The sequence below is a fragment of the Klebsiella sp. HC6 genome, from assembly GCF_022605325.1.
Taxonomy (GTDB): domain Bacteria; phylum Pseudomonadota; class Gammaproteobacteria; order Enterobacterales; family Enterobacteriaceae; genus Klebsiella; species Klebsiella terrigena.
In genome coordinates this window covers 3,343,370-3,361,872 of sequence record NZ_CP093276.1, presented here as the reverse complement: position 1 = coordinate 3,361,872, position 18,503 = coordinate 3,343,370, and the positions used below count along the sequence as shown (strand labels likewise).

Sequence of the window (18,503 nt, the reverse complement as noted above, 5' to 3'; positions counted from 1 at the left end):
CCTCGCAAGAGGGCCTGCGGGCAGGGAGGCTAGCGCATTACCCAGTGCTGGGGGCCAACCTGTTCATAGGTGCGGGCGGGGGGCTGCCAGGCCTTATCGCGAAACGGCGTCGGCAGCTCGTCGTTACTGCCTTCGCGCAGCAGATGGCGGCGCGCGGGATCGGTCTTCGGAATTGCCGCGATCAGCTTTTGCGTATACGGGTGCTGAGGGTGGGTGAAAATCGCCTGACGCGGACCAATTTCAACGATTTCGCCGAGATACATCACCGCCACCCGGTGGCTGATGCGCTCGATAACCGCCATGTCGTGCGAAATAAACAGAAAGGCGATCTGCATGGTGCGCTGCAGTTCGATGATTAAGTTGACCACCTGCGCCTTCACCGACACGTCCAGCGCCGACACCGACTCATCGGCAATAATCACCTTCGGGTTCATCGCCAGCGCCCGGGCGATGCAGATACGCTGACGCTGGCCGCCGGAGAACTCGTGCGGATAGCGGTTCAGCACCGACACGCTCATCCCAACCTTTTCAATCAGCTCCTGCGAGCGCGCGAGCGCCTGCTGGCGCGTGGCTAGTCCGTTTTCCAGCAGCGGCTCAATCAGCGTTTCCTGGATCTTTAGCCGCGGGTTGAGGCTGGCAAAGGGATCCTGGAAAATCATCTGCATATCCTGACGCAGGCGCTTTTGCTGCGCCCGGTCGGCCTGCAGGACGCTGTAGCCATTGAGCGTCACGTCGCCGGACTGCGCCTGAATCATGCGGATCAGGCTGCGCCCGGTGGTTGATTTTCCGCAGCCCGATTCGCCCACCAGCGAGAGCGTCTCTCCCGGCCACAAATCGAAGCTGACGTTCTCCACGGCGTGAATATGGCCGGCCAGCTGATTGAAAAAACCGCGCTTAACCGGGAAGCGGGTCACCAGATTCTTTACCGACAGCACCGGCGGCTGCGAGCGGTCGGGCAGCGCGGCCTCGGGCGGATAGCGCCGGGTTTCGCCGGTTTGTAAATCCACCGACGGGAACCGGCACGGGGCGCTAACGGCCGCCATTTCACCGGCCGCCGGCACCGAGGCCAGCAGCGCGCGGGTGTAGGGCTGCCGGGGGGCGGAAAACAGCCCCGGGGTTGGCGCGCACTCCACCGCATCGCCGCGGAACATCACCAGCGTATGATCCGCGGTTTCCGCCACCACGCCCATGTCGTGAGTAATAAACAGCACAGCGGTATTATTTTCCGCCTGCAGCGTTTTAATCAGATCGAGAATCTGCCCCTGAATCGTCACGTCGAGGGCGGTGGTCGGCTCGTCGGCAATCAGCAGCTTAGGCCTGAGGGCCAGCGCCATCGCAATCATGGCGCGCTGGCGCATGCCGCCGGAAAACTGATGCGGATACTCGTCGTAGCGCTGCGCGGCGTGGGGAATTCGGACCTTCTCCAGCAGGGCAATGGCCTGGCGCTTCGCTTCGCGTTTAGATAATCCCTGGTGATGAATAAAGACTTCGGCGATTTGATGCCCGATGGTAAAGGCGGGATTGAGGCTGGTCATCGGCTCCTGGAAAATCATCGCCACCTCGGCGCCGCGGATGCGGCGCATCTCCTCCTCCGGCAGCGCCAGCAGCGACCTGCCGCCGAGGCACACGCTGCCCTCCGTGCGGCTGTTGCGCGATGACAGCAGGCGCATAATCGCCATCGCGGTGACGCTTTTCCCCGAACCCGATTCGCCGACAATGGCCAGCGTTTCGCCCGGATTAAGGGTAAAGCTGATATTACGCACCACTTTCTGCCAGCTGTCGCCGCGGCGAAACGAGACCGACAGATTATCTACACTCAGCACCGGAGAAGGCGTCGGGGTATTCATCAATCAGCACTCCCCGGCAAAAGGGGCTCTGGCGGAAACGAACGCCTGCGGCGTGAACTCAAGCGTGCCGGTGAACGGCCAGGTCGGGGTGAGCATCCGCCGGCGCGGCACGCGCTCGATATCCTGATCGACCACCCCTTCGGAAAGGGCCATCAGGTTGGGGTTAGCCAGCGGCGCCAGCTCCGGCGACAGATAGCCCGATTTGACCACCAGAATCTGCACCCGGCGCGGGTCCAGGCCGAGCGCGCTAAAATCGGCGAGATCGTGATAGGGGCGACGACGGTCGGCGACCACCACGGTGATGCCGGCCACCTGCAAAACGGCCTGGTTAGCGCTACCGTGCGCGCCCGCGGGCAGAAGATGCTTCACAGTAAAGAGTGCGCTGACGCTTTCGCCAGCCGGGTCAAGCTGCGCGCCAACGGTCAGCTCAAGCTCTGCGCCAACGCCGGCGCGAAACGCGGCCTGGGTCGCCGGGGCATCGGCAATGCCCGCCACCAGGGTATTGCCGGCATGCTGGCGCAGAAGCTCGGCCAGCACGTCGCCGCGATCGCCCACGCCGCCGCCGGTGGGGTTATCGCCGGAGTCCGCCAGAATAACCGGCGCCGTCGGGCTGGCGATGGCCTCCTTCACGCACTCCGCCACGCTGCCGGTGCGGCAGCCGAAGACAAACTCTTCGCGCGCGTCCCAGTAGGACTGCGCCAGCTTCTCCGCCTGCTGTTTCAGCACCTTCAGATCGGTGCCGGTAAAAATGGCGGCGGCGGTGGCGCGCGGTTCATCGGCCCAGACGTAGCCCACCATCAGCGAGCTATCGAGCACGCCGGGGAGACGATCGCTTGCCGGCAGGGTGGCGTAGAGGCTTTTCGCCGGCTCATCTTCGGTGCTGGTGCGCTCGCCGGGGAGCATCACCGGCACCGGCGCCCAGACCACCCCGGGCCGTACGCCGGTGGTGATGCTATTGACCAGCATGGTGACGGAGCGGCGCATGGTCTCCTCAACGTCAATATGCGGCGCGGTACGGTAGGTTGAGTACATATCAATGGCGTCGATAATGCGCTGGGTCACGTTGCCGTGCAGATCGTAGCTTACGGCTATCGGGCAGGCGTCGCCGACGCAGGCCCGGGCGGCGGCGATCCAGTCGCCTTCGGCATCTTCCAGCCCTTCAACGTACATCGCGCCGTGCATCGCCAGATAGAGGCCATCAACGGGCAGCGCCGCCTGCAGGCGGGTCAGAAACTCGGTCTTAAAGCTCTCATAGGCGGCACGCGCGACCGGGCCGCCGGGAATGGCGCGGGCGTGCAGGGTGGGCAGAAAGGTCGCCGGATAGTCCTTGAGAAACTGAAAGTAGGGCGCCGCCAGCAGCGCGTCACCTTCGACCGTGCGAAATTCGTCCTCGTGGGTCAGTACCGGATTGAAGGTGCTGCACTCAATATGTATTCCACCAACGGCAATGCGCATAGGGACCTCGTTAATATTCAGGAAATAAAACGTGAGTAATGGCCACGCTTGCGGCAGCAAGCGCCCAGCTGTCCTGCTCGAGCGGCCGGTAGATGAGCGGCGTTTTCCCCGCCATGCCGGGGAGCAGATAGGTTTCAATGGCCTGCTGCATCACGGTATTGAGCAGCCCCTGAAAGCTATCTGGCTGATGCGCCAGCATGATCGCCGCCGGATCGTGGGTCTGAATCTGATGGGAGATAGCCATCCCAAGCGCGTCGCCGGCCTGGTGCAGGATATGGATCGCCCCGGAGTGTCCTTTGCGGGCCAGCGCCTCGAGCTCGGCGAGGCTGGTGGCCTCGATGCCCTCCATGCGCGCCTGTTCAAAGATGGCGGTCAGGGAGGCCACGGTGTCGAGGCAGCCGCGCTTCCCGCAGCGGCAGGGCTTACCCGCCGGCACGATTGTGCAGTGGGCGATTTCCCCGGCGCCGCCGTGGGCGCCGCGCCAGATGCGCCCGTAAATCACCGCCGCGCTGCCGATGCCGCTGCCGTGGGAGATAGCGACCGCGCTTTCGTACTTGCGCAGATGGCCAAAGGTCTTCTCGTAGGTCGCCAGGGCGCGGGTATCATTTTCGATAACCACCGGGATCCCGCCGGTGGCGCGACTCAGCAGCTCCGCCAGCGGAACCTGATGCCAGCCCAGCAGCGCGGACTGCACGCAAACCGACTGGGCGGCGTCAACGAAGGCGGAGAGCGCAAAGCCGATGCCGGCCAGGCGCTGGCGGTTAACGGCCGCGCTGCTGAGCAGGTCGGCAATTTCCGCCGCCAGCTGCTGGATCAGCGCCGGGATCTCGACCTCGGGAGTGAGATGGCGCTCGGCCATCTTTTCGCCGATGCCGTTCATCAGCACCACCACCAGCCGATGGTCGATCAGGGAGATACCGATGGCACAGGCGGCATCAGGGGAAAGTGACAGGGTAACCGAAGGCCGCCCCTGGCCGCTGGAGGCGGCCATCGCGCTCTCCTGCAGGACGCCTGCCGCCAGCAGCTCTTTGACCAGCGCGCCGATGGCCGGCTTGCTCATGCCGGTCAGGCGGGCGAGGTCGGCCCGGCTGGCCCCCTCTTCGCTGCAGACCAGATGAACCAGTTGTTGTTGGAGTTTGTTCAGCATAGTGCCCCGATCCTTCGCTTTTTTTTGAACATAGTGGCGACCTGCTGATTTAGCAATCAGTTTTTTCATAAAAGTAACTAAGTGATCGCATATAAGTTAAATTTATTACCTAATTAAGCGCTAATGGTGGCTAATATCACATTTAAAGAATTTTGTTATGTGTAAAAACAAAACTTAATAGCAACATAATGACCACAACTGGCGAAATAACATACGGGCAGGGGTTGAGCGATGAAGGTATTGATGAGCAAATATCGACTTGCCGTTCTGGCAGGCGTTCTGGCGGTAGGCAATATCACGGTGCTGCAGGCGGCGACGCTGAATGTGATGCAAAATGAAGCGCCGCGCAGCATGGATCCCGGCGACCAGACGGCGACCTTCACCGATACGGTCCTCAAGCCGATGTATGAAGGGCTGGTCGATCTCTCCCCCGATTACAAAATCACCCCCGCGCTGGCCACGGCCTGGCAGGTGAGTGAGGACGGCAAGGTCTGGACCTTCACGCTACGCAAGAACGTCACCTTCCATGACGGTACGCCGTTTAACGCCGACGCGGTGGTGGCCAATATCCAGCGCCATATCGATCCTAAAGGCAGCCTGGCCGCCAGCTCGCGGATGCGCAACGTGATTGCGTCGGTGAAGAAAATTGACGACGGCAGCGTCGAAATTACGCTGAAAAAAGTCTACCCCTCGTTCCTCAATTTACTCACCGGCGGCGCGGCGAAAATGGTCAGCCCGGCGGCGGACAAAGCCGGCACCATTGGCCGCAAAGCGGACGGAACCGGCCCCTATATGCTGCAGGAATATAAAACCGGGGAGTATGTTTTAGAGAAAAAGAACCCGCATTACTGGGGAGAAAGCGGCGGCCCGGAGCAAATAAAATGGACCTGGAGCTCGGAGCCTTCGGTGATGAATATGGCGCTGCTCTCCGGCCAGGTTGACGTGATTAACCCGGTGCCGCCGCAGTTCGGTATGCAGCTGAAAAGCAACCCGCAGGTGAAGCTGGAGCAGGGCGAGGGCGCGTCGGTATTCTGGGTGGCGCTCAACGTTGAGCAGAAACCGCTCAACGACGTCCGCGTGCGCCAGGCGCTGAATCTGGCGACGGATAAAGACGCCCTGCTGAAGGCGGTGATGTTCGGCTACGCCTCCGCCGCTAACTCGCCGCTGGCGCCGGTGAATGAGGGTTACGATAAGTCGCTCAACGAATACGCTTACAGTATCGACAAAGCCAGGGCGCTGCTCAAGGATGCCGGCTATCCGCAGGGATTTGACATCAACATCGCCGTACAGGGGCCGGACGCCCGGACCGCGCAAATCCTGCAGGCGATGTGGGGCAAGGTGGGGGTTAAGCTGAATATTCAGCAGATGGAAAGCGGCGTCTGGAGCAAGGCCGCCTTCGCGCCGGCGGCTGAAAAGCTGGCGAACCGCACCGATTCCGTGCTTGCCTCCTGGTCCTCCGGCCTCAACGGATCCGATTTACAGCTGCGTCCGCTGTACTACTCCCAGAGCGCCGCGCCGGTTGGCGCCAACCTCGGCTTCTATAAAAATCCGACCCTCGACGACCTGCTGGACAAAGCGGCAACCACCATGGATGACAAGGCGCGCATCGCCGATTACGTGCAGGCGCAGAAGGTCATCATGCAGGATGCGCCGCACGTGATGCTCTACTTCCAGGACGATCTCTACGCCACCCGCGCGGATATCAAAGGCGTGCGGATGGAGCCGGGCGGCGAAATTATCGTTATCAACGCGCAGAAGCCGTAAAGCAGGGGCCTGACTGGAGTCGTTATGAAAGCCTACGTCATCAAAAAACTGCTTTCCTTACCGCTTATCCTGCTCGGCGCATCGCTGATCGTCTTTTTGGCGATCAGGATGCTCCCCGGCGACCCTGCGCGGCTGATGGCCGGCCCGCAGGCGACCCAGGACGACGTGAGCCGGATGCACTCCCGCCTCGGGCTTGACGATCCGCTGGCGCTGCAGTACGGGCGCTTTGTGGTCGGGATGCTCAAAGGCGACTTCGGCATTTCGCTAAAATCGGGGCAGCCGGTCTCCGCCGAGCTCGGCGAGCGGGCGCCCTATACCCTCGGCCTCGCGCTGCTGGCGTGGCTGATGGCGGTGGTGCTCGGCATTCCGATGGGGATGTGCGCGGCGATTTATCGCAATCATGCCGCCGATCACGCCCTGATGCTGATCGCGATTGCCGGCGCCTCAATCGCCAACTTCTGGCTGGCCCTGATCGCGATGGACACCTTCTCGGTGAAGCTGGGCTGGCTGCCGCTCCTGGGGGCTGAGGGCTGGAAAAGCTATATTCTGCCCTCGGTGTGCCTCGGTATTTTCCCGATGGCGGTGATGTCGCGCATGACCCGATCGAGCATGGTGGACGTGCTCGGTGAAGACTATATTCGCACCGCCAGGGCCAAAGGACTGGCGCCGTTCTACGTCTACTTTAAGCATGCCTTACGCAATGCCCTCATCCCCATCGTGACCATTATTGCGCTCAACTTTGGCAGCCTGATCGGCGGAGCGGTGGTGACGGAGTCGGTATTTAACTGGCCGGGCATCGGGCGTTACCTGGTGGATTCCGTGCGCTATCGCGATTATCCGGTTATTCAGGGCGTGACGATGATAACGGTCGCCAGCGTGGTGGTGATGAATCTGGTGGGCGAAATGATTATCGCCAGAATCAACCCGAAAATAAGGTTTGATTAATATGTCTGAAATCTCACTCGCCAAATCGCGCAATGGCCTGATGAACGGCCTGCGCTGGGGAATAGATCATCCGTCGATCGCCATTGGCGGTTTTATCGTGGCCTTAATTGTTCTCGGCGCGCTCTTTGCGCCGTGGCTGAGCCACTACGATCCCTATGACCAGGATCTGCTCAATATTCTCTCCGCGCCTTCGGCGGAACACTGGCTGGGCACCGACGACTACGGGCGCGATATTTTTTCCCGCATCATATACGGCGCGCGGATCTCCCTTATCGAGGTGGTGGTCAGCGTGGCGCTGTCGCTGGCGATGGGGCTGCCGCTGGGCATTATGGCGGCGCTGTGCGGCAAAAGCGTTGACCACATCATTATGTGGATTATGGATGTGATTTTCGCCTTTCCCGGGATCGTACTGGCTATTTTGCTGGTGAGCGTGCTGGGGGCGGGGCTGATAAACATGCTGCTGGCGATCGCCATTTTCTCGGTGCCGGTATACGCCCGTCTGAGCCGCAACCTGACGCTGGGCATTAAAAATATGGAGTATATGGAAGCGGCGCGCGCGCTGGGGATCGGCTACCGGCGGCAGATTATTCACTATATTCTGCGCAACACGCTGGGGCCGATTACCGTGCAGGCCACCCTGACCGGCGGTTCGGTGATTCTGGCCGCCGCCTCGCTGTCGTTTTTGGGCATGGGGGTGCAGCCGCCGATGCCAGAGTGGGGCACGATGATGAGCGACGGGCGCAACTTCCTCGGGATCAGCCTCGGGATCTCGCTGTGGCCGGGGCTGGCTATCGTCCTTTCGGTTCTCGGATTTAATATTCTCGGCGACGGCCTGCGCGACCTGCTGGACACTCGCCTATGAACGCGCGGGTGCTCTGTCTCGATATTGGCGGTTCGTTTATCAAAAGCGCGATCTCCGAAACCGCGGGCGCTATCGGCGATATCCGCCAGCGCCCCGTTCCCACCGGCAGCTGGGGCGATTTTTCCGCCGCGATTGGCGATATCATTGCCGGCTACGGCGACAGGCTATCGGCGGAAAGCCCGCTGGCGCTCTCCTGCGCCGGGGTGGTGGATGTTGCTACCGATCGCATTCTCTCCAGCAACGTGCCGCCTTTTCAGGGCGTCAGCGTGACCCGGACCCTTAGCGCGGAGCTGCGGCGTCCGGCGGTGATGGCCAATGACGCCGACTGCTTTACCCTCGCGGAAGCGAGCAGCGGCGCGGCGCAGGGGTTCCCGGTGGTGCTGGGGATTATTCTCGGCAGCGGCATCGGCGGCGGCATCGCGATTCATGGCAATATTCTTTACGGTAATCAGGGGATCAGCGCCGAGTGGGGCCACGCGCCAATTGTGCAAACCGCGCTGAAGGTGGGCGAGCACAGCCTGAGCCTGCCGCGCCTGCCCTGCGGCTGCGGGCAGACTGGGTGCCTCGACACCTTAGGCGGGGCGAGGGGCATTGAGCGGCTGCATCATATCCTGAGCGGCCGGTCGCTGAGCAGCCGGGAGATTGTTGCCCAGGGTTTGGCGGGCCGCGAACCGCAGGCCCTGACCCTCGCCGCGTGGCTGGAGGTGGTGAGCGAGCCGCTGGCCCACGCGGTCAATATTCTCGGGCCGCACCGAATCGTGGCCGGCGGGGGCATGGCGAGCGAGGCGGCGCTGATTGGCCGCCTTGACGAGGCCCTGCGGCGTAAGATTTTGCTGAAAACCGCGCGGCCGCTGATCGTTGCGGGCCGCCACGCGAGCGACGGCGGCCTTATCGGCGCCAGCATTCTCGGGCAGCGGCTTTTATCAGCGAATTCAGCACCCTGCTTGTTTTAGCCCTTGCTTAACGGAGGCGTCAGGCTAGACTACGAAAATTAAGCCTGAGTTGACGGAGGTCTGGTGGAGGCGATTAAAGGTGCGGAACTGAGTGTACCGGATGCCGTTTTTGCATGGCAGTTTGACGGCAAGGGCGGCGTAAAACCGCTGACGAATAGCGACACTATTGATAAAGAGCATCCCTGCTGGCTGCATCTCAACTACACCCACGCCGACAGCGCACAGTGGCTGGCGGAAACGCCGCTGCTGCCGAACAGCGTGCGGGATGCGCTGGCGGGCGAAAGCACCCGGCCGCGGGTGACGCGGGTCGGCGACGGGACGCTGATTACGCTGCGCTGCATTAACGGCAGCACCGACGAACGGCCGGATCAGCTGGTGGCGATGCGCTTATATATGGACGAGCGCCTAATCGTCTCTACCCGCCAGCGGCGGGTGCTGGCGCTGGACGACGTGCTCGGCGACCTGCGTGAAGGCACCGGCCCGGTGGACTGCGGCAGCTGGCTGGTGGATATCTGCGATGCGCTGACCGATCATGCCAGCGAATTTATCGAACAGCTGCATGACCGGATTATCGACCTTGAGGATAATCTGCTGGATCAGCAGGTCCCTCCGCGCGGCTTCCTGGCTTTGCTGCGTAAGCAGCTGATTGTGATGCGCCGCTATATGGCTCCGCAGCGCGATGCCTACTCCCGGCTGGCCAGCGAACGTCTGCCGTGGATGAATGACGACCAGCGTCGGCGCATGCAGGATATCTCCGATCGCCTCGGCCGCGGCCTGGATGAGATCGATAGCTGCATTGCCCGCACGGCGATAATGAGCGATGAGATCGCGCAAATTATGCAGGAGGCGATGTCGCGCAGAACCTATACCATGTCGCTGATGGCCATGGTCTTTCTGCCCAGCACCTTCCTGACCGGCCTGTTCGGCGTTAACCTCGGCGGGATCCCCGGCAATGAGTGGCATTTGGGCTTTTCTATCTTTTGCGTAATGTTAGTTGTTCTGATTGGCGGTGTTGCGTGGTGGTTACATCGCAGTAAATGGCTGTAAATAATCGCCTTTTATCAGCGTCTGATTGCGAAAACCCGGCAATGTTTGAGCGAAATCAATAAACCATCTACCCATTCGGGGCAATATCTCTCTCGCAGGTGAATGCAACGTCAAGCGATGGGCGTTGCGCTCCATATTGTCTTACTTCCTTTTTTGAATTACTGCATAGCACAATTGATTCGTACGATGCCGACTTTATTGAGTCGGCTTTTTTTTTGCTCTCCGGCGGCCAGCTTCTACGCTTAATGGGTGGTACACCCGCTCATAACCGGGAGAGTCAAAATGCGATATCAGCCGTTAAATTCCATACCCATCTCACCTGAACCTAACGACCCGACGCCGGTGCCGGACCCGCGGCCTCGTCCGCATCCTTTACCCGACCCGCCGCCGGACGACGAACCGATTAAATTGTCGCATCAGAGGCGCAATTCTGCGAGGATACGCGCCTGCCAATTGCGCGCCCTTTAACACGAGAAAAAATTGTGACCGCTTTTTCAACACTAAACGTTTTGCCCGCCGCCCAGCTCGATAACCTGAACGAGCTGGGATACCTTGCAATGACCCCGGTCCAGGCGGCGGCTTTGCCGGCGATTCTGGCCGGTAAAGATGTGCGCGTGCAGGCAAAAACCGGCAGTGGAAAAACGGCCGCATTCGGCCTCGGCCTGCTCCAGCAGGTTGATGCCACGCTGTACAAGACGCAGTCCCTGGTGCTGTGCCCGACGCGGGAGCTGGCGGATCAGGTCGCCGGTGAGCTGCGCCGCCTGGCGCGCTTTCTGCCGAATATTAAAATTCTCACCCTCTGCGGGGGCCAACCTTTTGGCGCCCAGCGTGATTCGCTCCAGCACGCGCCGCACATTATCGTCGCCACGCCGGGACGCCTGCTCGATCACCTGCAGAAGGGCACCGTCTCGCTGGACGCGCTGCAGACGCTGGTGATGGACGAAGCGGATCGGATGCTCGATATGGGTTTCAGCGACGCCATTGATGAAGCGATTCGCTTTGCGCCCGCCGAGCGGCAGACGCTGCTGTTCTCCGCGACCTGGCCTGAGGCCATTGCGGCGATTAGCGGACGCGTGCAGAACGACCCGCAAACCATCGAGATCGATTCCGTTGACGCGCTGCCGGCAATTGAACAGCAGTTCTTCGAAACCTCGCAGAAAGGCAAAATCGCGCTGCTGCAAAAGCTGCTCAGCCAGCACAAGCCGGCCTCCTGCGTGGTGTTCTGTAATACCAAAAAGGATTGCCAGGCCGTTTGCGATTCGCTCAACGCCGCCGGGCAGAGCGCGCTGTCGCTGCATGGCGATCTCGAGCAGCGCGATCGCGACCAAACCCTGATCCGCTTTGCGAACGGCAGCTCGCGCGTGCTGGTCGCAACCGACGTGGCGGCGCGCGGTCTCGATATTAAATCCCTGGAGCTGGTGATTAACTACGAGCTGGCCTGGGACCCGGAAGTTCACGTTCACCGCATCGGCCGCACCGCACGCGCCGGCGCAAGCGGGCTGGCGATCAGCCTTTGCGCGCCGGAAGAGGCCCAGCGCGCCAATATTCTTGCGGAAATGCTGCAGCTGAAGCTGAACTGGATGAACGCACCGGCCGGCGGCACGATCGTACCGCTGGAAGCCGAAATGACGACCCTGTGCATTGACGGCGGTAAGAAGGCCAAAATGCGCGCAGGGGACGTTCTGGGGGCGCTGACCGGAGATTTGGGATTCGATGGCGCCGATATCGGCAAGATCAACGTTCATCCGGCGCACGTCTACGTGGCGCTGCGCCAGGGCGTGGCCCACAAAGCGTTTAAGCTGCTGCAGAACGGTAAGATTAAGGGCAAGAACTGCCGGGTTCGTTTACTGAAATAGAGTAGGCAAGGGCGTCTCAGCCACCGCGCTGAGACGCCCGTTCGCGGTTTACTTCACTTCCACCACGTTCAGCCGCAGCTCGTCCAGCTGGGCATCATCCTCTTCCGGCTGCCAGCCGGCAGGCTGAAGCGGGATCTCTTCGCGATCGAACGCGAGGTCGCCGCCGTCAACCACGTCAGAACCGTGGGTAATGCCTTTAAAGTCAAACAGGCTGACGTCGCTAAGATGCGACGGCACGACGTTCTGCATGGCGCTGAACATGGTCTCGATGCGCCCCGGATAGCGTTTATCCCAGTCGCGCAGCATGTCGCCGATCACCTGACGCTGCAGGTTAGGCTGGGAGCCGCAGAGGTTGCATGGGATAATTGGGAAACCCTTCGCCTGCGAGAAGCGCTCGATATCCTTTTCGCGGCAGTATGCCAGCGGGCGGATAACGATATGCTTGCCGTCGTCGCTCATCAGCTTCGGCGGCATGCCCTTCATCTTGCCGCCATAGAACATGTTGAGGAACAGCGTCTGCAGGATGTCGTCGCGGTGGTGGCCGAGGGCGATTTTAGTCGCGCCGAGTTCGGTGGCCGTGCGATAGAGGATCCCGCGACGCAGGCGCGAACAGAGTGAACAGGTGGTTTTACCCTCAGGAATCTTCTCTTTGACGATCCCGTAGGTGTTCTCTTCGACAATCTTATACTCGACGCCGAGCTGCTGCAGGTACTCCGGCAGAATGTGCGCCGGGAAGCCGGGCTGCTTCTGATCGAGGTTTACCGCGATCAGAGAGAAAGAGATGGGGGCGCTTTTTTGTAAGCTGCGCAGGATTTCCAGCATGGTGTAGCTGTCTTTCCCGCCGGACAGGCAAACCATAATCCGGTCGCCGTCTTCAATCATATTAAAATCGGCAATGGCTTCGCCGACGTTGCGGCGCAGGCGCTTCTGCAACTTATCGATGTTGTACTTTTCTTTCTTACTAATGTCTTGATTCTGCAGCATTTAATAATGGCTCAGTTCGTAGTGTGGCGCACGCATTCTGCCAGCAGCGTTGCTGACGGCGGCAACTTATGGCGTCTGACGTCGATGAGTATCAGTCTGTGGCGTGTATGGTACGGATTCGCGCCGGGGATGTCAGCACATTTAAGAGAGTTTAAGCGGCGAAGGATTAAGATAAAAAGCCCGCACCGGCGGCGGGCTGGAGAGGTTAGCGGACAACCAGTACGGAGCACTCTGCGTGACGCACGACGGCCGCGGCGTTAGAGCCAAGCAGGTAGGTCGTGATATCCGGGCGGTGCGAGGCGATGATGACTAAATCTGCCGGCAGCGACTTCGCCAGTCCCAGAATGTTGTCCTTCGGCGAACCTTCGGCAATATGGAAATGCACCCGGTCTTCAGGGATGGCAAACTGCTTCACCACCTCTTTCAGTCGGGTTTCGGAATCCGCCTTGAACTCATCCATCGGCGGCATCTCTGCGGTATAGGCCATGCCCAGCGAGGCATAATAGGGAAGAGAGGGGATCACGGTCAGAAAGTGGACTTCAGCATCATCAATCCGTGCTTCGGCTTCAACGTGGCTGATAACGCGTTGAGTTAATTCTGTATCAGAAATATCTATGGGTACAAGAATTATTCTGGTCATAAAACCTCCTGTTTAATTAACCTTTAAAAGTGTACGACATTCAGGGGCAATATGTACAATGACCAGGGTCACACTTTGGCTTCAGACCGCAGAACGTTCGGTAAATTTACCTTTGATAACCCCGTCATAAAAACGACCTTTGGAAACGACCTGCAGAAAGTTGTGAAACACCCGCGGCGGAACGTCGCAGTACTGCAGCGTTTTATTGTCACGAAAGCGTATTTCAAGGATGCCGGAGGCTTCGTCGTAGGCGACGGAGCGGATTCGTGATGATTTTACGGGATGATGATGCATGGCTGGCGTCCTTTACGAGCGGTCTTATAAGCAATATATCATCCACTGGACGACTATTTTAACGCAACAGGTATATTGTTTTGATTTGGTTAAAATATCGGCAGAAAGAGGGGCCAGGCCCGCAGCTCCCAGCAGGCCACGGCCGCAGAACGGATAAGCCAGGCCTGGCGCCACGACGTCATCGGTGCCGATGCCGTGGTTTGCGTAGCCGCTATGGTCTTCGTCCTGCAGGGTGATTTTGTCATCAGCGTAGGTGGACCTAGTGCGGCTAAAGTAAAAGGTCGCGCCGATATCGGCATATTTCACCAGATCCTTGTCGCCGTTGGCGGTCGAGCGATGAGTCTGCTCGTTGGTGCGCCCGGCACTCGCTAAATTTCAGACCGGCGAATGCCGGACGGACCCAGGCGTTGTTGGTATCGGATTCGCTGCTATTGGCCTGAACGTGATATCCCCACTGGCCGTAGCCGGTCAGCAGATCGCGAATATGAGTTTCGCCTTTGAAGCCGGGATGGATATCGCTCATATCGTCAGCAGAATACGCATCATCGGATAAATAATGTAAATTATCGACTCATGATGGCCAGCACGTTCTTTCATTTGGAGAATTCTTTGACGTTTTTTAACTTACTTCGAAGACGCTTCATTATTATAGGTGAAGGCTGTTAAAGTAAAATAAATATAAAATGCTTCACTATAAGTAAAGTCTAAAATAAACACCCCGCCACTGTGGTAATAATTTTAGTGAATCTATCAATGCAATACATATAAAATAAAAATTATACGGCGGGGAGTTAATGGGATATTATTCGCGCGTTATATGCCTTTGTTTATTGTCAGCCGCATTTTTGCTGCCGCCGCCCGCGGTCCTCTTGCGGGCTATTTAAACGGTAAAATGACAAGCCCGAATATCTATTCGGGCTTTTTTTATGGCAACGCTCAGGCGCGGTACAAATTAGCTTTCGACGGTGGGTTTCTCCGCTTTACCGGCCATCTGCGCAAGGAAGTCATAGCGTTTTTGCAGATCGGCTGCGGCATCCTTCCACAGCTGCTCCGCCACCTCCGGCTGCTGGGCGTTGAGGCGACGGAAGCGCTGCTCGTTGAGCAACGTTTCCGCCAGCGCGTCCGACGGCGGGCGAGAGTCCAGCGCCAGCGGGAGCTTACCTTCATCCGCCCGGCGCGGGTCGAAGCGGTAGAGCGGCCAGAATCCGGTGGCGGTCAGCTGACGCATCTGATCGTGGCTTAGCGCCAGATCGTAGCCGTGCTCTTCGCACGGGCTGTAGGCGATAATCAGCGACGGCCCCGGATAGGCCTCCGCTTCCTGAATCGCTTTCACCGTCTGATTCAGCTGGGCGCCCAGCGAGATCTGCGCCACGTAGACGTGACCGTACATCATCATGCTGACGCCGAGGTCTTTGCGCGATTTACGCTTGCCGTGCTCGCCAAATTTGGTCACCGCGCCGAGCGGCGTGGCCTTCGAGGCCTGGCCGCCGGTGTTGGAGTAACACTGGGTATCGAGCACCAGGATATTGACGTTTTCGGTCAGGCTCAACACGTGGTCGAGGCCGCCAAAGCCGATATCGTAGGCCCAGCCGTCGCCGCCGATCAGCCAGATGGATTTTTCCACCAGCGCGTCGGCGTCGGTCAGCAGCTCCTGGGCTCCCTCAACGCCGGCCAGCGCGCGGCGCAGCTCCGCCACCTGCTCGCGGCGGACGTCCGGGGCGGCCTCGGCGTGCAGGGCATCGTTGACCTCCGCCGGTATCGCGTCGGCAAACTGCTCCAGCAGGCGCATCACGCGCTGACGATGCTGGTCCACGGAGAGGCGGAAGCCGAGGCCAAATTCGGCGTTATCTTCAAACAGCGAGTTGGCCCACGCCGGGCCGCGCCCGTTGGCGTCGGTGGTATACGGCGTTGACGGCAGGTTACCGCCGTAAATCGACGAGCAGCCGGTGGCGTTGGCGATCAGCATCCGATCGCCGTAGAGCTGGGTTAGCAGCTTGATGTACGGCGTTTCGCCGCAGCCGGAGCAGGCGCCGGAGTACTCAAACAGCGGGCTTATCAGCTGAGAGGTACGAATATCAATGCGCTCCAGCGCGCTGCGGTCGATCTCCGGCAGGCTGAGGAAGAAGTCGTAGTTGACCTTCTCCTCCTCAACGTGCTCAAGGCGCGACATCATATTGATGGCCTTGATCTCCGGGTTCTGCCGGTCTTTGGCCGGGCAAACCTCAACGCACAGATTACAGCCGGTGCAATCTTCCGGCGCCACCTGCAGAACGTATTTCTGTCCGCGCATATCGCGGGATTTCACGTCCAGCGAATGCAGGCTGGCCGGGGCCGCTTCCATCGCCTCTGGGGAGATAACCTTGGCGCGGATCGCCGAGTGCGGGCAGGCCGCGACGCAGTGGTTACACTGGGTGCACAGCGCCTCTTTCCAGATAGGGATCTCTTCGGCGATATTGCGTTTTTCCCAGCGGGTGGTGCCCATCGGCCAGGTGCCGTCCGGCGGCAGGGCGGAGACCGGCAGCGCATCGCCGAGGCCGGCCAGCATGGCGGCGGTGACGGTTTTGACAAAGTCCGGCGCGGCATCGGAGACCACCGGCGGGCGGTTCGGGCTGGCGGCGTTGACCTGCTGCAGCGGCACTTCGGCCAGCGACTCGCGGGCCAGCGCCAGCGCCTGCCAGTTGCGCTCAACCAGCTCCTTGCCCTTGCTGCTGTAGCTTTTGGCAATCGCGCCCTGGAGTTCGGCCAGCGCGCTGTCACCCGGAAGAATTTGCGTTAGATGGAAGAACGCCATCTGCATCACGGTGTTGATACGCGCGCCGAGGCTGCATTCGCGGGCAATTTTGGCGGCGTTGACGATATAAAAGCGCGCCTGCTTCTGGTTGAGCGTCGCCTGCACTTCCTGCGGCAGACGCGACCACGCCTCATCGGCGGCGTACGGCGTGTTCAGCAGGAAAATCCCGCCGGGCTTTAGCCGCTCCACCATCTGATATTTGTCGATAAACTGCAGCTGATGGCAGCCGACGAAATCGGCCTGCGAGATAAGATAGGAGGAGCGAATCGGCTTCTCGCTGACGCGCAGGTGCGAAACGGTCAGTCCACCGGCCTTTTTCGAGTCGTAGACGAAGTAGCCCTGCGAGAACCACGGCGTCGAGTTGCCGATGATTTTGATGTTGTTCTTGGTCGCCGACACGCTGCCGTCGCTGCCCAGGCCGTAGAACAGGGCCTCCAGCTTCGCCTCCGACGGCAGGGTGTTTTCCCCCAGCGGCAGAGAGAGGTTGGTGACGTCGTCATAGATACCGACGGTGAAGCGGGGCTTCGGTTTCGCCGCGCTCAGCTCGTTAAACACCGCCAGCACGCACTCCGGGCCGAACTCTTTTGACGACAGGCCATAGCGGCCGCCGATGGTGCGCGGCAGCGTTTCGCGTTCGCCGCGGTTAAACGCCTCCGCCAGCGCGGTCATCACGTCGAGGTACAGCGGCTCCGCGTGGGCGCCGGGCTCTTTGGTGCGGTCCAGCACGGCGACGGCGCGCGCGCTTTCCGGCAGCGCTTCCAGCAGGTGAGCAGCGGAGAAGGGGCGATAGAGCCGCACTTTCAGCACGCCGACCTTCTCGCCGCGGCTGAGCAGCTCATCCACCACCTCTTCGCAGGTGCCGATGGCGGAACCCATCACTACAATCACCCGTTCGGCCTGCGGATGGCCGTAGAATTCGAACGGTTTATAGCGACGGCCGGTGGCGGCAGCGAAATCGTCCATCGCCGTTTCGACGTGGTCGTAGACCGCGTCGTACCACGGGTTGGTGGCCTCACGGGACTGGAAATAGGTGTCCGGGTTAGCCGAGGTTCCGCGGATCGTCGGATGTTCGGGATTCAGCGCGCGCAGGCGATGCGCGTCGATCTCAGCCTGCGGCAGCAGGCTGCGGAGGGTGTCATCCGCCAGCGGCGCGATTTTGTTGATTTCGTGCGAGGTGCGGAAGCCGTCAAAGAAATGGATAAACGGCACCCGGCTTTTGAGGGTCGCAATATGCGAAATCAGGGCGAAATCCTGCGCCTCCTGGACGTTGCTGGCGCAGAGCATCGCGCAGCCGGTCTGGCGCACGGCCATCACGTCGGAGTGATCGCCGAAAATAGAGAGCGCGTGGGTCGCGACGGTACGCGCGGCGACGTGCAGGACAAACGGCATCAGCTGACCGGCCAGCTTGTACAGCGTCGGGATCATCAGCAGCAGACCCTGCGAGGAGGTGAAGGAGGTCGAAAGGGCCCCGGTTTGCAACGCCCCGTGCACGGCGCCGATAGCCCCGGCTTCCGACTGCATTTCGACCACCCGGGGCACGTCGCCCCAGATATTTTTGAGCCCGTTACCTGCCCAGGCGTCCGCCTGCTCGGCCATCGTTGAGCTGGGGGTAATGGGGTAGATGGCGATAACTTCACTGGTGCGAAACGCGACAGAAGCGGCCGCGCCATTACCGTCGATAGTAATCATAAAAAGAGACCCTAACATTGCGCAAACAAAAAAGAAGGGACCCGCAAAACGGCGGCGGATCCTGTAATTATATGGAGTGAGTATAGGGGCTTTCGCTATGCCCTTGAAGTTGTGCGGCTTTCGAGTGCACAAATTGATCCATGAGGCTCTCCCTGCCTGTGCGCCGGGCGAGGAGAACCAGTGGCTGCTATCTTGCTGATTACTATGCCGTTAGTCTGAACGTTGCGGG

General features: G+C 60.2%; 14 protein-coding genes and 1 pseudogene. 7 read left to right on the top strand and 8 right to left on the bottom strand.

Going from position 1 to position 18,503, the window contains the following annotated elements; genetic code table 11:
* Nucleotides 1–29 precede the first annotated feature (29 nt).
* The 3 genes from MMW58_RS16265 to MMW58_RS16255 are packed head-to-tail and all read right to left on the bottom strand — an operon-like array spanning nt 30 to nt 4,449.
* Nucleotides 30–1,847: an ABC transporter ATP-binding protein gene (locus MMW58_RS16265; protein ID WP_241721632.1), complete on the bottom strand. Its 1,818-nt coding sequence runs from the start codon at nt 1,845–1,847 to the stop codon at nt 30–32.
* Between the two features lie 3 nt (nt 1,848–1,850).
* A complete protein-coding gene (locus MMW58_RS16260; protein WP_133597893.1) occupies nt 1,851–3,302 on the bottom strand; it encodes a M81 family metallopeptidase in 1,452 nt (483 codons plus the stop codon).
* A gap of 10 nt (nt 3,303–3,312) precedes the next feature.
* Nucleotides 3,313–4,449, bottom strand: a complete 1,137-nt coding sequence (locus MMW58_RS16255; protein WP_241721631.1) for an ROK family transcriptional regulator — start codon at nt 4,447–4,449, stop codon at nt 3,313–3,315.
* A gap of 231 nt (nt 4,450–4,680) precedes the next feature.
* Here MMW58_RS16255 and MMW58_RS16250 point away from each other — a divergent pair, with 231 nt between their 5' ends.
* From MMW58_RS16250 to dbpA, 7 genes are all read left to right on the top strand, one after another.
* Nucleotides 4,681–6,213 carry an ABC transporter substrate-binding protein gene (locus MMW58_RS16250; RefSeq protein ID WP_181955407.1) on the top strand — a complete coding sequence of 511 codons (1,533 nt, stop codon included), beginning with the start codon at nt 4,681–4,683 and terminating at the stop codon, nt 6,211–6,213.
* Between the two features lie 24 nt (nt 6,214–6,237).
* On the top strand, nt 6,238–7,158 hold the full coding sequence (locus MMW58_RS16245) for an ABC transporter permease (RefSeq protein WP_241721630.1): 921 nt from the start codon (nt 6,238–6,240) through the stop codon (nt 7,156–7,158).
* 1 nt (nt 7,159) lies between these two features.
* On the top strand, nt 7,160–8,020 hold the full coding sequence (locus tag MMW58_RS16240) for an ABC transporter permease (protein WP_041145240.1): 861 nt from the start codon (nt 7,160–7,162) through the stop codon (nt 8,018–8,020).
* A complete protein-coding gene (locus MMW58_RS16235) occupies nt 8,017–8,973 on the top strand; it encodes an ROK family protein (RefSeq protein WP_159237366.1) in 957 nt (318 codons plus the stop codon). The genes MMW58_RS16240 and MMW58_RS16235 overlap by 4 nt, the downstream gene beginning before the upstream one ends.
* Before the next feature lie 63 nt (nt 8,974–9,036).
* On the top strand, nt 9,037–10,020 hold the full coding sequence (gene zntB, locus MMW58_RS16230) for a zinc transporter ZntB (RefSeq protein ID WP_045855113.1): 984 nt from the start codon (nt 9,037–9,039) through the stop codon (nt 10,018–10,020).
* A 282-nt stretch (nt 10,021–10,302) separates the two neighbouring features.
* A complete protein-coding gene (gene ynaL, locus MMW58_RS30325; protein WP_071844916.1) occupies nt 10,303–10,488 on the top strand; it encodes a proline-rich small protein YnaL in 186 nt (61 codons plus the stop codon).
* Between the two features lie 14 nt (nt 10,489–10,502).
* A complete protein-coding gene (gene dbpA, locus MMW58_RS16225) occupies nt 10,503–11,876 on the top strand; it encodes an ATP-dependent RNA helicase DbpA (RefSeq protein ID WP_045855114.1) in 1,374 nt (457 codons plus the stop codon).
* 48 nt (nt 11,877–11,924) lie between these two features.
* On the opposite strand, the gene ttcA is transcribed toward dbpA, so the two are convergent.
* The 5 genes and pseudogenes from ttcA to nifJ form a co-directional block, all read right to left on the bottom strand.
* Nucleotides 11,925–12,860 carry a tRNA 2-thiocytidine(32) synthetase TtcA gene (ttcA, locus tag MMW58_RS16220; protein ID WP_241721629.1) on the bottom strand — a complete coding sequence of 312 codons (936 nt, stop codon included), beginning with the start codon at nt 12,858–12,860 and terminating at the stop codon, nt 11,925–11,927.
* Between the two features lie 205 nt (nt 12,861–13,065).
* Nucleotides 13,066–13,500: a universal stress protein UspF gene (gene uspF, locus MMW58_RS16215; RefSeq protein WP_045855116.1), complete on the bottom strand. Its 435-nt coding sequence runs from the start codon at nt 13,498–13,500 to the stop codon at nt 13,066–13,068.
* Between the two features lie 81 nt (nt 13,501–13,581).
* On the bottom strand, nt 13,582–13,794 hold the full coding sequence (locus tag MMW58_RS16210; protein WP_133597903.1) for a KTSC domain-containing protein: 213 nt from the start codon (nt 13,792–13,794) through the stop codon (nt 13,582–13,584).
* A gap of 147 nt (nt 13,795–13,941) precedes the next feature.
* Nucleotides 13,942–14,365, bottom strand: a pseudogene (locus MMW58_RS30240) (porin); the annotation flags it as partial.
* Between the two features lie 381 nt (nt 14,366–14,746).
* On the bottom strand, nt 14,747–18,274 hold the full coding sequence (nifJ, locus tag MMW58_RS16195) for a pyruvate:ferredoxin (flavodoxin) oxidoreductase (protein WP_241721627.1): 3,528 nt from the start codon (nt 18,272–18,274) through the stop codon (nt 14,747–14,749).
* Nucleotides 18,275–18,503 lie beyond the last annotated feature (229 nt).

What these genes read in the sequence shown, in the direction of transcription:
- MMW58_RS16265 (WP_241721632.1), bottom strand. Translation starts at nt 1,847, where the DNA reads ATGAATACCCCGACGCCTTCTCCGGTGCTGAGTGTAGATAATCTGTCG.
- MMW58_RS16260 (WP_133597893.1), bottom strand. Translation starts at nt 3,302, where the DNA reads ATGCGCATTGCCGTTGGTGGAATACATATTGAGTGCAGCACCTTCAAT.
- MMW58_RS16255 (WP_241721631.1), bottom strand. Translation starts at nt 4,449, where the DNA reads ATGCTGAACAAACTCCAACAACAACTGGTTCATCTGGTCTGCAGCGAA.
- MMW58_RS16210 (WP_133597903.1), bottom strand. Translation starts at nt 13,794, where the DNA reads ATGCATCATCATCCCGTAAAATCATCACGAATCCGCTCCGTCGCCTAC.
- MMW58_RS16250 (WP_181955407.1), top strand. Translation starts at nt 4,681, where the DNA reads ATGAAGGTATTGATGAGCAAATATCGACTTGCCGTTCTGGCAGGCGTT.
- MMW58_RS16235 (WP_159237366.1), top strand. Translation starts at nt 8,017, where the DNA reads ATGAACGCGCGGGTGCTCTGTCTCGATATTGGCGGTTCGTTTATCAAA.
- ynaL (WP_071844916.1), top strand. Translation starts at nt 10,303, where the DNA reads ATGCGATATCAGCCGTTAAATTCCATACCCATCTCACCTGAACCTAAC.
- uspF (WP_045855116.1), bottom strand. Translation starts at nt 13,500, where the DNA reads ATGACCAGAATAATTCTTGTACCCATAGATATTTCTGATACAGAATTA.
- nifJ (WP_241721627.1), bottom strand. Translation starts at nt 18,274, where the DNA reads ATGATTACTATCGACGGTAATGGCGCGGCCGCTTCTGTCGCGTTTCGC.
- ttcA (WP_241721629.1), bottom strand. Translation starts at nt 12,860, where the DNA reads ATGCTGCAGAATCAAGACATTAGTAAGAAAGAAAAGTACAACATCGAT.
- MMW58_RS16245 (WP_241721630.1), top strand. Translation starts at nt 6,238, where the DNA reads ATGAAAGCCTACGTCATCAAAAAACTGCTTTCCTTACCGCTTATCCTG.
- MMW58_RS16240 (WP_041145240.1), top strand. Translation starts at nt 7,160, where the DNA reads ATGTCTGAAATCTCACTCGCCAAATCGCGCAATGGCCTGATGAACGGC.